Genomic DNA, 14879 nt, shown 5'->3' with positions numbered 1-14879 from the left:
GATAAGTCAGCGAACAGGTGTAAGCTGAAATTAGAAGATGACATTATTCTTTATTTCAACTTAATTATTCCTACGCTTTTCCATAAATAACAGGAAAATCATGATAAATAATAATAATCTATATGATTATCATATAATTAGAAGATTGCAGATGCAATTTTCATCTTCTGGGGAAAAAACGGCTTATCGTCAGTGGGATGCTAAGTCTGAAATCGCCATGTCATGGGCGTCAGTAGCAAAGAAAACACGTGCACTCTCAAATGCATTACTCGATATGGGCGTGGCTGTTCAAGAAAATGTGGGGATTTTTTCCCAAAACAGCATTGATTGGTCTATTGCCGATATTGCTACTTTGCAGTTGCGTGCTGTCACAGTTCCTCTTTATGCAACAAGTAGTGTGGAACAAGCCGCTTATATCATCAACGATGCGAATATTCGTATTCTTTTTGTTGGTGACCAAAAGGAATATGACGTTGTTTCTGAGTTAGCGCTATTATGCCCGCAACTTAAACATATTATTGTGTTTAATTCTCAGGTCGTTTTAAATCCGACAATACCTTCTTATCATCTGACAAACTTAATCAGTGACTGTCAATCTCAATATGATTCTCTGCTACAACAACGTATTGATGAATGTTGTTTAGATGATTTGTTTACACTGATTTATACCTCGGGTACAACAGGTGAGCCTAAAGGTGTTATGCTTGATTACACCAATCTGGCTTCTCAACTTTATCTGCATGATCAGCGCCTTTCATTATCGGATAAAGATGTTTCATTATGCTTTTTACCGTTATCACATGTATTTGAACGGGCATGGAGCTTCTATGTTATGCATACTGGGGCTATTAATGTTTATCTCACAGATACCCATGCCGTAAGGGAAGCAATGGCTGCAGTAAAACCAACGGTTATGTGTGCAGTGCCACGCTTTTACGAAAAAGTATATAGCGCCATTCAAGAGAAAGTTTCTCAAGCACCTCGACTACGCCAATGGATGTTTAAATGGGCTCTTAAACAGGGTGAAAAACAACGTCAGGCACACTTAGCTGGACGTTCATTAGGCGTGCTATCTCAATGGTGTTATCGCTTTGCGGATAAAAAAGTTCTTCAACCACTACGTCAAATTTTAGGTGGGCGAGTTCGTTTTTTACCTGCCGCAGGCGCTCGTTTAGATGATGCGGTGATCGGCTTTTTCTTAGCTGCTGGTATTAATATTAAATATGGTTATGGCATGACAGAGACTTGTGCCACGGTATCTTGTTGGGAAGAGAACCATTATAAACTAGGCTCTATTGGTACTCCGTTACCGGGGGTTGAGGTACGTATAGGCGAAGAAAACGAGATCCAAGTGCGCGGTAGTATCGTGATGAAAGGTTATTTTAATAAGCCTGAAGAGACAGTTGCTGCGTTTACTGAAGATGGTTGGTTACGTACCGGTGATGCGGGTGCATTAGATGAAGAAGGGATGTTATATATTACCGAACGTTTGAAAGATCTTATGAAAACCTCAAATGGAAAATATATTGCACCGCAAATGATTGAAGGTACATTAGGGCAAGATCGCTTTATTGAGCATATCGCTGTGATTGCAGATACCCGTAAATTTGTTTCTGCACTGATCGTACCTTGTTTTGATGCATTAGAAGAACATGCTCGAGCATTAAATTTAAAATATCACGATCGGATAGAGTTATTACGCCATACTAAGATCAAAGAATTATTTGATGAACGCTTGCGTGAAATGCAACGTAATTTTGCTAGTTTCCATCAAGTTAAACGATTTACCCTATTAGCGGAAGGGTTTACGATGGAGTCTGGAGAATTGACACCTACCTTAAAATTAAGACGTAAAATAATTTCTGAACGCTATCGAAATGAAATTGAGCAGATGTATCAAGAGTCGTGATCACCAGACAAAAAAGCACCGTAAAGGTGCTTTTTTATTGCACTTTAGGTAAGTCATAGGCAGTAACAATGCAAGTAATTGGTAAAAGGTATAAACGGAAACGTTGACGCATACGGTTTTATCAGTAAATTGTGTTAAAATGCAGATTCAGATCAGCATGATGACTGAAAACCATAGCAATAATGTAATAAATACCCTATTAATAATTAGAAGAGGCTAAAGTGAAACTGGATGAAATCGCCCGCTTGGCTGGTGTTTCACGAACAACAGCGAGTTATGTCATTAATGGTAAAGCTAAACAGTACCGTGTAAGTGACAAGACTGTTGAAAAAGTGATGGCGGTGGTCAGAGAGCACAATTACCACCCGAACGCTGTTGCCGCGGGATTACGTGCTGGTCGTACGCGTTCTATAGGTTTGGTTATTCCTGATTTGGAAAATACCAGTTATACCAGAATTGCCAATTATCTTGAACGACAAGCGCGTCAACGTGGTTATCAATTGCTGATTGCCTGCTCAGAAGATCAACCTGACAACGAAATTCGTTGTGTAGAACATCTACTACAACGCCAAGTTGATGCCATTATTGTATCAACGGCATTACCCCCAGAGCACCCATTTTATCAGCGTTGGGCTAATCGTTCGTTGCCTATCATTGCCTTAGATAGGGCGTTAGAGAGTGAACATTTTATTAGCGTCGTCGGTGATGATTTAGAAGACGCAAAAATGTTAGCGAGTGAGCTTAAAGCTTTTCCTTCTCAATCGGTTCTCTATCTAGGCGCATTGCCCGAACTATCAGTCAGTTTTTTACGTGAACAGGGCTTTCGTAGTGTGTGGCAAGATGATCCACGACAAGTGACTTATCTTTATGCGAATAGTTATGAACGAGAAGCGGCGGCAGAGGTATTTTCGGAATGGTTAAATAATAACCCGATGCCTGATGCACTCTTTACGACCTCCTTTGCGCTATTACAAGGTGTGATGGATGTAACGTTGCAAAGAAGTGGACGCTTACCTACGCAGTTAGTGATTGCTACATTTGGTGATCATGAATTATTAGATTTCCTCGAATGTCCAGTATTATCGGTGGCTCAGCGACATCGTGATATTGCACAACGTGTATTAGAGCTGGTTTTGGCAAGTCTTGAAGAAGAGCAAAAACCACAAGCGGGTATTACACGTATTCGACGTGATTTATGTCGCCGAGGTAGTTTAGGACGTACTCGTTAATTAGCGTTCACTTTCTGACTCAGCATTTTTTATAATGACTATCCCTGCTTTATTAAATTAAAGCAGGGATAGTTTATTTGGTTAAATAATGTCGGGTGACTTAAATAAAATAAAATTTGAGATTAATCTTAAACGTTTTTTTACAATTTATCCTGTTTTGTTTAATTCGCGGGTGAAATTTTGATATTTCTATAAGTGATATTACTTAAATAAAATAATTTATTTATTAACTTTGCAGAAAGAAAACTCGACAGTAAAAAATTATCTACATGATATCACATTATTTTTTCAGTAGATTAAGCCGGTTTTTTAATTTAAAGAGGGCTTTGTATTGTTATGTTGGTTAAAGGTAAATGAACGACAATAAATAGGCATTATCTCATTAAATAGGTCATTTTCTTTTTATGACTTCTTTATCTTATTTTTCCCTTTTTCATCTCTATAAATAATCACTATTTGAGAACAAATAAGAAAAATAAAAAATAACCGATAGGAATCATAGTGTTAATATTCTGCTTTTTTAGCCTGCTGATAATTTGTTCATTTCGATGAGATTATAAAATTACTGTAAATATCAATAAAGCGTCCTACAACTGGCTTGACAACGTTTTCATACCATCCGTAAACTCTATTTGTGGGGATTTGTGGGATAATGTGGTGTAAATTATAACGCTGAGGGAAATGAGGATGTTTCGTGGTGCAACACTCGTTAATCTCGACAGCAAAGGGCGAATAACAGTTCCTTCCCGTTATCGAACAACGCTGAACGAGGCTTCTGAAGGTCAAATGGTCTGTACCATTGATCTCAATCAGCCATGTTTATTGCTGTATACCCTTCCTGAATGGGAAAAAATTGAGTTAAAACTGGCAGCGCTTTCTTCCATGAATCCCGCCGAACGAAGAGTGCAGCGTTTATTACTTGGGCATGCCAGTGAATGCCAGATGGATAGCGCAGGACGTCTTTTGTTAGCTAGCACGCTAAGACAGCACGCGGGGCTAACCAAAGAGGTCATGTTAGTCGGTCAATTCAATAAATTTGAATTGTGGGATGAACAGGTCTGGTATCAACAGATCAAAGAAGACATTTTGGCAGAGCAAACCTCACAGGAACCGTTATCGACACGACTATTGGATTTATCACTTTAAATAATGACAACGAATAATTTTAGCCATACCAGTGTATTACTGGATGAAGCAGTAAACGGCCTGAATATTAAACCTTCAGGTATTTATATTGACGGTACTTTTGGCCGTGGCGGGCACTCTCGTCTGATTTTATCGCAATTAGGTGAACAAGGCCGTCTCATTGCGATTGATAGAGATCCACAAGCTATCGCAGTGGCAAATGAAATTGATGATCCACGATTCTCTATTATTCATGGGCCTTTTTCAAATATTGAACACTATATCAATGAGTTAGGTTTAAGTGGCAAAGTTGATGGCGTATTATTAGATTTAGGCGTTTCTTCACCGCAATTAGATGATCCTGAACGAGGATTCTCTTTTATGCGTGATGGGCCACTCGATATGCGTATGGACCCAACCACAGGACAATCAGCTGCACAGTGGTTAATGAATGCCGAAGAAGATGATATTACTTGGGTGCTAAAAACCTTCGGTGAAGAGCGTTTCGCGAAACGCATTGCCCGTGCCATTGTGGCGCGTAATAAAACTGAAGAGCCATTAACACGTACTAAACAGTTAGCGGATTTGATTAGTGAAGCAAGTCCAGTAAAAGAGCGACATAAGCACCCTGCAACACGTAGCTTTCAAGCGATCCGTATCTATATCAATAGTGAGTTAGATGAGATTGAAAAAGCATTAAAAGGCGCCGTGTCTATTTTAGCGCCAGCAGGACGTTTATCGGTGATTAGTTTCCACTCTTTAGAAGACCGATTAGTTAAACGCTTTATAAGAGATGAAAGTAAAGGGCCTGTTGTTCCAGCGGGGATCCCATTAACAGAAGAACAAATTAAAGCACTAGGAAGTGCTCGCCTGAGTAGTATTCATAAAATGAAACCTACCGGTGTTGAAGTTGAGGAGAATCCACGAGCGCGAAGTTCTGTTTTACGTGTCGCACAGCGTATTGAGGAATAAATGTCTACTGAACGCCATTCATTACCGGGAGTGATAGGACAAGATTTACTGCGTCACGGCAAATTGCCACTTATTCTTTTTTTCGCCGTTATTATCTCCGCGATCTATGTGGTAACGACAGCACATAAAACACGCTTACTGACAGCAGAAAAAGAGCGCTTAGTGTTAGAAAAAAATGTATTGGATATTGAATGGCGCAACTTGATCCTTGAGGAAAATGCATTGGCGGACCATAGCCGAGTTGAACGTTTTGCAAGTGAACAGTTAGGCATGGTTCATGTTGATCCAACTAAAGAGAATATTGTGGTTACTAAATAATTAAGGCAAGTATGAAATTTTCACGTTCGGCAAAAGCGAAGACAAAGACAAAGTCAAATGCCAAACTCCGTAAACCTGAAGAAAAAACAGGATTTGTGAGTTGGCGTTTTGCGTTGCTTTGCGGTGGTATTGGTATTGCTTTAGCGGCGTTATTAATACGAGTTGCCTATTTACAGATTATTAACCCAGATCCCCTGATCCGCGAAGGGGATCTGCGCTCTTTACGTGTGCAAAAAGTCCCCACAGCTCGTGGCATGATAAGCGATCGTATGGGAAGACCATTGGCGGTGAGTGTCCCTGTATATGCTATTTGGGCTGATCCTAAAGTTGTGTTAGAAGCTAACCCTGATATGACCGATTCACGCTGGTTAGCACTTGCTGATGCATTAAAACTTCCCGTTAATCAAATTTCTCAAAAAATTTCTGCAACACCTTCCGCTCGTTTTATCTATCTTGCGCGCCAAGTTAATCCTGAAATTAGTGATTACATAAGTAAGCTGAAAATCAAAGGGATAAACATGCGCCAAGAGTCCAAACGCTATTATCCTTCAGGAGAAGTGACCGCTCACATCATTGGTGTTACAAACATTGATGGTGATGGTATTGAAGGGGTTGAAAAAAGCTTTAACCAATGGCTTACCGGTGCCCCCGGAGAGCGAGTTGTACGCAAAGATGGCTTTAACCGTGTGATTGAAAATATCGCTCAAACAGATAGCCAAGCTGCTCACAACTTAATGTTAAGCATTGATGAGCGTTTACAATCTGTTGTGTATAGAGAGTTAACCAATGCAGTCATTGAAAATAAAGCCGAATCAGGTACGGCGGTTTTGGTTGATGTCAATACAGGCGAAGTGTTAGCGATGGCAAATAGCCCATCCTATAACCCGAATAATTTAGCGGGAACGCCGAAAGATGCGATGCGTAATCGAGCTATCACCGATATTTTTGAGCCAGGCTCTACGGTAAAGCCGATGGTGGTTATGAGTGCGCTAAACAATAATATTATTAAAGAAAATACCGTTATTAATACTGTTCCTTATCGAATTAGTGGTCATCAGATAAAAGATGTTGCGCTTTATCGTGAGCTTTCGATAACTGGAATTTTACAGAAATCGAGTAACGTAGGGGTATCTCGCCTTGCGTTAGCGATGCCGGCGTCTGAACTGGTAGATGTTTATTCCCGTTTTGGCCTCGGAAAACCAACTAACTTGGGGCTAGTTGGTGAAAGTAGTGGCATATTTCCAATAAAAAAACAACGGTGGTCCGATCTTGAAAGGGCCACCTTCTCATTCGGATATGGGCTAATGGTAACGCCATTACAGTTAGCGCGTGTCTATGCAACTATCGGTAGTTTTGGTATTTATCGACCGCTTTCTATTACTAAAGTTGACCCTCCTGTACCGGGTACTCGCGTTTTTCCTGAAAAAGTCATGAGAACAGTGGTTCATATGATGGAAAGTGTCGCCTTACCGGGCGGTGGTGGCGTTCGTGCTGCGATCAAAGGGTATCGTGTTGCGATTAAGACCGGGACCGCGAAAAAAGTCGGCCCAGATGGAAAGTATATTAATGCCTACATTTCTTATGCAGCCGGTGTTGCACCGGCAAGCCGTCCACGCTTTGCCTTAGTAGTGATCATTAACGAGCCAAAAGCGGGCAAATATTATGGGGGTGCAGTTTCTGCACCAGTGTTTGGCACAATTATGGGCGCGGTTCTACGTACGATGAATGTAGAGCCTGATGCATTAACGCCAGACGATAAAAGTGAAATAGTGATTAATAAAAAAGAGGATACAAGTGGCAGATCCTAATTTAAGTGACCTATTAGGGGCACTCGGGATACAAGCACCGTCTTTAACGCTTAAAGACATGACACTCGATAGCCGAAAAGCCGCGAGTGGTGATCTGTTTGTGGCAATTAAAGGCCATGAAACGGATGGTAGACGCTATATTCCTCAGGCAATTGCACAAGGTGTTTGCGCTGTTTTAGCGGAAGCTGAAGGTATTGCTACTCATGGCGAAATTCGTGAAAGTCATGGTATACCCGTTATTTATATTGAAAACCTAAATTGTCAATTATCAAAACTTGCAGGAATTTTTTATCATCAGCCAGCGAATAAATTAAAGCTGATTGGTGTCACTGGTACTAACGGAAAAACGACAACAACACAATTGTTAGCACAGTGGGCGCAAGGTTTAGGTGAAGTCAGTGCCGTTATGGGAACGGTAGGCAATGGGTTATTAGATCATATTGTTCCGGCAATGAATACAACCGGTTCAGCGGTTGATATCCAATTAGAATTACAGCAATTAGTTAATCAAGGCGCTACCTTTACCGCAATGGAGGTTTCGTCACACGGTTTAGTTCAAGGGCGCGTTAGTGCGCTACCTTTTGTCGCCAGCGTATTTACCAACTTAAGTCGCGATCACCTTGATTATCATGGTGATATGGCCAATTACGAACAGGCTAAATGGTTGTTATTTTCGACCCACCATAGTGGCGAAAAAATCATTAATGCTGATGATGCGGTAGGGCATAAATGGTTGACGCATCTACCCGATGCAGTGGCGGTGACTATGGCGGATAAATTGCCGGCAAATTGGCAAGGACGCTATGTGCAAGCGACACAAATCAATTACCATGATGCGGGTGCCACTATCCATTTTAATTCAAGTTGGGGAGAAGGTGAAATTGAAAGCCCATTAATGGGGGCTTTTAATGTCAGTAACTTACTCTGTGCTTTAGCTACACTTTTGGCACTTGAATACCCTCTTGATGCAGTGATTAAAGCTTCCAGTGCATTAACGCCCGTTTGTGGTCGTATGGAAGTATTTAGTGCGGATAATCGTCCTACGGTGATCGTTGATTATGCCCACACGCCAGATGCCTTAGAAAAAGCGTTACAAGCGGCACGCTTACACTGTACTGGCAAACTGTGGTGTATCTTTGGTTGTGGTGGTGATAGAGATAAAGGTAAGCGCCCACTAATGGGAGCTGTAGCAGAGCAGTTTGCCGATAAAGTGGTTATCACCGATGACAATCCACGTAGTGAAGAGCCTCAAGCCATTATTCAAGATATCCTTTCTGGGTTAATGGATCCTGGTCGTGCATTAGCGATTGAAGGTCGAGCAGAAGCCGTGACTAATGTAGTAATGCAAGCCTCTCCCGCTGATATGATCTTAGTGGCAGGAAAAGGGCACGAAGATTATCAAATCGTTGGCACTCGCCGTCTTGATTATTCTGACCGATTAACTGTTGCACGGTTATTGGGGGTGATCGCATGATAGCGCTTTCTCTCGAAACTATTGCACTAGTCACTCAAGGCACGTTGAGTACTATTACTCAAAGCCAAGCCAATCAATTAATGATCAAATCAATTTCTACCGATAGCCGTAAAATTGATGATGCATGTCTGTTTATTGCTTTAGCAGGTGATCGTTTTGATGCTCATGACTTTATTGCTGATGTCAAACAAAAGGGTGCCGTTGCGGTTTTAGTTAATCGGAAAATCGATGTTGAATGTCCACAAATCATCGTAAAAGATACCCGTTTAGCAATGGGGCATATTGCCGCTTATATCCGTTCGCTTAGCAATGCTAAAATTGTGGCGTTAACGGGCTCTTCGGGTAAAACGTCCGTTAAAGAGATGACGGCTTCGATACTGCGTCACTGTGGTGAAACCTTATATACACATGGCAATTTAAATAATGATATTGGTGTTCCCCTGACACTCTTTCGTTTAACCCCTGAACATCGTTTTGCCGTGATTGAACTTGGTGCTAACCATATTGGTGAAATAGCCTATACCGTGAATATGGTTAAACCAGATAGTGCATTGGTCAATAATCTCTTTTCTGCACATATTGAAGGTTTTGGTTCCTTACAAGGGATTGCTCAAGCTAAAGGTGAAATATTCACTGGCTTAAAAGAGCAAGGCACTGCCATTATTAATCAGCAAAGTAATGATGTTGCGTTATGGCAACAGCATTTTAACTCACGTCAAACTCAGTGGTCTTTCTCTTTATCTGCAGACTCTCAAGCCGATTTCTACCCAACGAATATCGTTGTTAATCAACTCACCACCGATTTTACATTGCATACGCCAGAAGGGGGGGTAGCAATCACCCTACCTTTACCTGGTCGCCATAATATTGCCAATGCGTTAGCCGCAAGTGCGTTAGCCTTGTCGGTAGGGGCGACATTAACGGATATTCAGCAAGGTTTAGCGGTACTGAAAGCCGTACCTGGCAGACTCTATCCTGTTGAATTAACAACAGGAAAAATAGTGTTAGATGATACCTATAATGCTAATGATGGGTCGATGATAGCAGGGCTGCAAGTTTTATCTCAATTACCAGGATATAAAATCTTTGTCGCTGGAGATATGGCTGAATTAGGCGAAGATTCAGAAAAATGTCACCGTGATGTGGGACGTTTTGCCCATCAAGTCGGTATCGATCGGGTATTAACCGTGGGTCATTACAGCCAGTTTATTAGTCAAGAAAATAAAGGCGGTGAGCATTTTTCATTTAAAGCTGATTTGCTTACCCAATTAATTCCATTATTACAGCAGCATGATGTTGTTTCAGTTTTAGTAAAAGGTTCACGAAGCTCAGCAATGGAGGATATCGTGAACGCATTAAAGGAGTGCTTTGAATGTTAGTTTGGCTAGCCGAATATTTGGTTAAATATCATACATTTTTTAATGTGTTTTCTTATCTGACATTCAGAGCGATTGTTGGTTTATTGACGGCATTAATTATTGCGTTATGGATGGGACCCCATTTAATTGCATGGTTACAAAAAATGCAAATCGGGCAAGTGGTGCGTAACGAAGGTCCTGAGTCACACTTTAGCAAACGTGGTACGCCGACCATGGGTGGGATCATGATCCTATTTTCTATCGCTGTATCAACCTTATTGTGGGCGCGATTAGATAATCCTTATGTATGGTGTGTACTCTTGGTGCTGATTGGTTATGGCATCATCGGTTTTATCGATGATTATCGCAAAGTAGTGCGTAAAGATACTCGAGGCTTAATAGCGCGTTGGAAATATTTCTGGCAATCGGTATTAGCTTTAGCGGTTGCATTTAGTATGTACGCGATTGGTAAAGATACCCCAGCAACGCAACTTGTTGTGCCTTTCTTTAAAGATGTCATGCCACAACTTGGCATGTTGTATATCTTACTGGCTTATTTTGTCATTGTTGGCACCAGTAACGCGGTAAATTTAACCGATGGTTTAGATGGCTTAGCCATTATGCCTACGGTGTTTGTAGCGGCTGGATTTGCATTAGTTGCATGGGCTACAGGTAATGTCAATTTTGCCAGCTACCTAAAAATTCCTTATTTAATGCATGCAGGCGAATTGGTGATTGTTTGTACCGCCATTGTCGGTGCGGGATTAGGCTTCCTTTGGTTTAATACTTATCCTGCCCAAGTCTTTATGGGTGATGTTGGCTCTTTAGCATTAGGTGGTGCATTAGGTACTATCGCCGTCTTATTACGCCAAGAATTTTTATTAGTGATTATGGGGGGCGTGTTCGTTGTTGAAACGCTCTCGGTTATTTTACAAGTAGGTTCATTTAAACTGCGCGGCCAACGTATTTTCCGTATGGCGCCAATCCATCATCACTATGAATTAAAAGGTTGGCCAGAGCCTCGTGTGATTGTCCGCTTTTGGATCATCTCTCTTATGTTAGTCCTTATTGGTTTAGCGACATTAAAGGTACGTTAACATGGCAAATTATCAGGGGAAAAAAGTTGTTATCGTGGGACTAGGCATTACTGGTCTATCCTGCGTTGACTTTTTTATCCGCCAAGGTGTAACACCTAAAGTGATAGATACTCGCCAGCATCCCGCGGGTTTAGATAAGCTACCTGCTGATGTTGAGTATCATACGGGGAGTTTTCATCAAGTATGGCTTAATGATGCTGATTTAATTGTCTCAAGTCCGGGTATTGCGTTATCAACGCCTGAGTTAGTTGAAGCGCGAGATCATGGAGTGGAAATTGTCGGTGATATTGAGCTATTTTGCCGTGAGGCAAAAGCACCTATTGTTGCGATAACAGGCTCTAATGGCAAAAGTACCGTAACGACGTTGGTGGGGGAAATGGCTAAAGCTGACGGGATCCCTGTCGGTGTCGGTGGCAATATTGGTGTACCTGCTTTAACGTTATTAACACAGCCTTATGACTTATATGTCTTAGAGCTATCGAGCTTTCAATTAGAGACAACCTATAGCTTAACAGCGGCGGCTGCTACGGTATTAAATATTAGCGAAGATCATATGAATCGCTATCCGTTAGGATTAGAACAATACCGTGAAGCTAAATTACGTATTTATGATAATGCTAAAACCTGTGTCTATAACGCAGATGATGTTCTGACATTGCCTTTAGCTGGCAAAGATGCACGTTGTGTGAGTTTTGGTATCGGACAAGGGGATTATCAGCTTGATAATACCAATCGTTACTTGAACGTAAATGGTGAAAATCTTCTTGCCACTTCACAGATGTTCCTTTCTGGTCAACACAATTACACCAATGCATTAGCCGCATTAGCGTTAGCTGATGCAGTGGGAATTTCTCGTAAAGCATCACTGGCTGTTTTAAACACCTATCATGGCCTTGCTCATCGTTTCCAATTAGTTTACTCCCATAATGGGGTACGTTGGATCAATGATTCTAAAGCGACTAATGTAGGTAGCACAGAAGCAGCTTTAAGAGGGCTTGAAGTAGAAGGGACTTTGCACCTGTTGTTAGGTGGGGACGGTAAGTCTGCTGATTTTAGCGCGCTATTACCTTATCTCAGTGGCGATAATATTCGCTTATATTGCTTTGGACAAGATGGTCAAGCATTGGCAAATTTACGACCACAAGTCTCACAATTAACCGCGACTATGGAAGAGGCGATGCGATTACTTGCACCAACAGTGCAAACTGGCGATATGGTGCTACTTTCACCCGCTTGTGCAAGTCTAGATCAGTTTAAAAGTTTCGAACAACGTGGTGATGAGTTTGCCCGTTTAGCGCAGGAGCTTGGCTGATGAGTGTATACGCAATGCGAAGATTAAAACAGTGGCTGGTGGGAAGTTATCAAACAGATAACAGCGCGTTCGTGCCTTATGATCGCACTTTGCTCTGGTTTACATTCGGATTAGCGGTTGTCGGGTTTGTGATGGTAACCTCGGCGTCAATGCCTGTTGGACAACGTTTAGCAGAAGATCCTTTTCTATTTGCTAAACGTGACGGCATTTATATGATTGTTGCCCTTTGCCTTGCATTAGTAACAATGCGAGTGCCAATGGCGGTATGGCAACGCTACAGTAGCTTAATGCTGTTTGGTTCTATCTTGCTATTACTCGTGGTATTGGCAGTGGGCAGTTCAGTAAATGGCGCATCACGTTGGATTGCATTTGGGCCTTTACGTATTCAGCCGGCAGAACTTTCTAAATTGGCACTGTTTTGTTATCTCTCCAGTTATTTGGTGAGAAAAGTAGAAGAAGTGAGAAACAATTTTTGGGGATTCTGTAAACCTATGGGGGTGATGTTAATATTAGCCGTGTTACTGCTATTACAACCCGACTTAGGTACGGTGGTCGTGTTGTTTGTGACCACATTAGCGTTGCTTTTTTTAGCCGGTGCAAAAATTTGGCAATTCCTCGCCATTATTGGTACAGGTATTGCCGCTGTTGTGATGTTAATTATTGTTGAGCCTTACCGTGTACGACGTATCACTTCGTTCTTAGAACCTTGGGAAGATCCTTTTGGTAGTGGTTATCAGTTAACACAATCCTTGATGGCTTTTGGACGCGGTGATCTACTGGGGCAAGGGTTAGGAAATTCAGTACAAAAGTTGGAGTATCTACCTGAAGCTCATACTGACTTTATTTTCTCCATTTTAGCAGAAGAACTTGGTTATATCGGTGTGGTTTTAGTGCTTTTAATGGTATTCTTCATCGCTTTTCGTGCGATGCAAATTGGACGCCGTGCTTTGCTGCTCGATCAACGTTTTTCAGGTTTTTTAGCCTGTTCGATTGGGATCTGGTTTACCTTCCAGACGTTAGTCAACGTTGGTGCGGCAGCCGGTATGTTGCCAACAAAAGGGTTAACGTTACCTCTTATTAGTTACGGTGGTTCGAGTTTGATTATTATGTCAACGGCTATCGTGATGTTGTTACGAATTGATTATGAATCACGCCTAGCACAGGCTCAGGCGTTTGTAAGGAGTCCTAAATGAGCGAACGTAAACGCCGATTAATGGTGATGGCCGGCGGAACAGGAGGGCACGTCTTTCCTGGATTAGCAGTTGCTCATTATCTGCAATCCCAAGGCTGGGATATTCGTTGGTTAGGAACCGCGGATAGAATGGAAGCACAATTAGTGCCTAAGCATGGCATTGAAATCGAGTATATCCGTATTTCGGGTCTGCGAGGTAAAGGGGTAAAAGCGTTAATTGCGGCACCTATTCGTATTATAAAAGCGATTTTTCAAGCCCGTCGGATTATGAAGCGCTATCAGCCTGATGCCGTATTAGGCATGGGAGGCTATGTTTCTGGACCAGGCGGTGTTGCAGCATGGAGCTGTGGTATTCCCGTTGTTTTACATGAACAAAATGGTATTGCAGGCTTAACTAACCGTTGGTTGTCAAAAATAGCCAAACGTGTGTTACAAGCATTCCCCGGTGCGTTTGCTAATGCGCCTGTTGTTGGTAATCCGGTTCGTGACGATGTCTTAGCACTTGAAGCCCCAGCAGAGAGATTAAAAGGCAGAGAAGGTGCTGTCCGAGTGCTGGTTATTGGTGGTAGCCAAGGTGCGCGTATCTTAAATCATACAATGCCAGTGGTGGCTGGATTATTAGGAGAGCGAGTTACAATTTGGCATCAGGCCGGCAAAGGGAGCGAAAGTGATACCAAATTACGCTATCAAAATGAACTTTCTAAAAATTCAGTTAAATCTGAGTATAAAGTTACTGAATTTATTGATGATATAGCGCAAGCTTATCAATGGGCTGATGTTGTTGTATGTCGTTCAGGTGCATTAACAGTTAGCGAGATTGCCGCTGCGGGGTTACCCGCTATTTTTGTTCCTTTTCAACATAAAGATAGACAGCAATATTGGAATGCATTGCCATTAGAAAATGCCGGTGCGGCGCGTATTATTGAACAGAATGATTTAACGCCAGAAGCGATAGCTGACACCCTAGAAAATTGGGATAGACATCAGCTAATGCTAATGGCAGAAAAAGCACAAAGTGTTGCGATTACGGATGCTACTGAGCGAGTCGCTAATGTAATTATCGAAGTGGCTAAAAAATAAACGTA

At 41.8% G+C, this 14879-nt stretch carries 12 protein-coding genes; all 12 read left to right on the top strand.

Going from position 1 to position 14879, the window contains the following annotated elements:
* The first annotated feature begins 100 nt into the window (after positions 1 to 100).
* The 12 genes from PMI_RS10255 to murG all read left to right on the top strand — a co-directional run bounded on the left by PMI_RS10255 (position 101) and on the right by murG (position 14874).
* Positions 101 to 1909, top strand: coding sequence for an AMP-dependent synthetase/ligase (locus tag PMI_RS10255; RefSeq protein WP_012368237.1), 1809 nt, complete (start codon positions 101 to 103; stop codon positions 1907 to 1909).
* A gap of 221 nt (positions 1910 to 2130) precedes the next feature.
* Positions 2131 to 3138, top strand: coding sequence for a catabolite repressor/activator (cra, locus tag PMI_RS10250; protein WP_004244128.1), 1008 nt, complete (start codon positions 2131 to 2133; stop codon positions 3136 to 3138).
* A 687-nt stretch (positions 3139 to 3825) separates the two neighbouring features.
* Positions 3826 to 4284 (top strand): division/cell wall cluster transcriptional repressor MraZ, encoded by a 459-nt coding sequence (mraZ, locus tag PMI_RS10245; RefSeq protein ID WP_004248567.1) that lies wholly within the window; start codon positions 3826 to 3828, stop codon positions 4282 to 4284.
* Positions 4285 to 4287: 3 nt separating this feature from the next.
* Positions 4288 to 5235 (top strand): 16S rRNA (cytosine(1402)-N(4))-methyltransferase RsmH, encoded by a 948-nt coding sequence (gene rsmH / locus PMI_RS10240; protein ID WP_004244125.1) that lies wholly within the window; start codon positions 4288 to 4290, stop codon positions 5233 to 5235.
* Positions 5236 to 5553, top strand: a complete 318-nt coding sequence (ftsL, locus tag PMI_RS10235) for a cell division protein FtsL (RefSeq protein ID WP_004244124.1) — start codon at positions 5236 to 5238, stop codon at positions 5551 to 5553.
* Positions 5554 to 5564: 11 nt separating this feature from the next.
* Complete coding sequence (ftsI, locus tag PMI_RS10230) at positions 5565 to 7361, top strand: peptidoglycan glycosyltransferase FtsI (RefSeq protein WP_004248565.1); 1797 nt, start codon at positions 5565 to 5567, stop codon at positions 7359 to 7361.
* Complete coding sequence (murE, locus tag PMI_RS10225) at positions 7348 to 8835, top strand: UDP-N-acetylmuramoyl-L-alanyl-D-glutamate--2,6-diaminopimelate ligase (RefSeq protein WP_004244121.1); 1488 nt, start codon at positions 7348 to 7350, stop codon at positions 8833 to 8835. Before ftsI ends, murE begins: the two co-directional genes overlap by 14 nt.
* On the top strand, positions 8832 to 10214 hold the full coding sequence (murF, locus tag PMI_RS10220; RefSeq protein ID WP_012368236.1) for a UDP-N-acetylmuramoyl-tripeptide--D-alanyl-D-alanine ligase: 1383 nt from the start codon (positions 8832 to 8834) through the stop codon (positions 10212 to 10214). Before murE ends, murF begins: the two co-directional genes overlap by 4 nt.
* Positions 10208 to 11290 carry a phospho-N-acetylmuramoyl-pentapeptide-transferase gene (gene mraY, locus PMI_RS10215; RefSeq protein ID WP_004248563.1) on the top strand — a complete coding sequence of 361 codons (1083 nt, stop codon included), beginning with the start codon at positions 10208 to 10210 and terminating at the stop codon, positions 11288 to 11290. The genes murF and mraY overlap by 7 nt, the downstream gene beginning before the upstream one ends.
* A 1-nt stretch (position 11291) precedes the next feature.
* Positions 11292 to 12602, top strand: a complete 1311-nt coding sequence (murD, locus tag PMI_RS10210; RefSeq protein ID WP_012368235.1) for a UDP-N-acetylmuramoyl-L-alanine--D-glutamate ligase — start codon at positions 11292 to 11294, stop codon at positions 12600 to 12602.
* The gene (gene ftsW, locus PMI_RS10205) at positions 12602 to 13795 is read left to right on the top strand and encodes a cell division protein FtsW (RefSeq protein WP_004244117.1); all 1194 of its coding nucleotides are present in this window, start codon (positions 12602 to 12604) and stop codon (positions 13793 to 13795) included. The genes murD and ftsW overlap by 1 nt, the downstream gene beginning before the upstream one ends.
* Positions 13792 to 14874 (top strand): undecaprenyldiphospho-muramoylpentapeptide beta-N-acetylglucosaminyltransferase, encoded by a 1083-nt coding sequence (gene murG, locus PMI_RS10200; RefSeq protein WP_004244116.1) that lies wholly within the window; start codon positions 13792 to 13794, stop codon positions 14872 to 14874. Before ftsW ends, murG begins: the two co-directional genes overlap by 4 nt.
* Positions 14875 to 14879: the final 5 nt, after the last annotated feature.

Source organism: Proteus mirabilis HI4320, from assembly GCF_000069965.1.
Taxonomy (GTDB): Bacteria; Pseudomonadota; Gammaproteobacteria; order Enterobacterales; family Enterobacteriaceae; genus Proteus; species Proteus mirabilis.
Note: the sequence above shows the minus strand (reverse complement) of the source record. Positions and strands in the feature narration are given on the sequence as shown.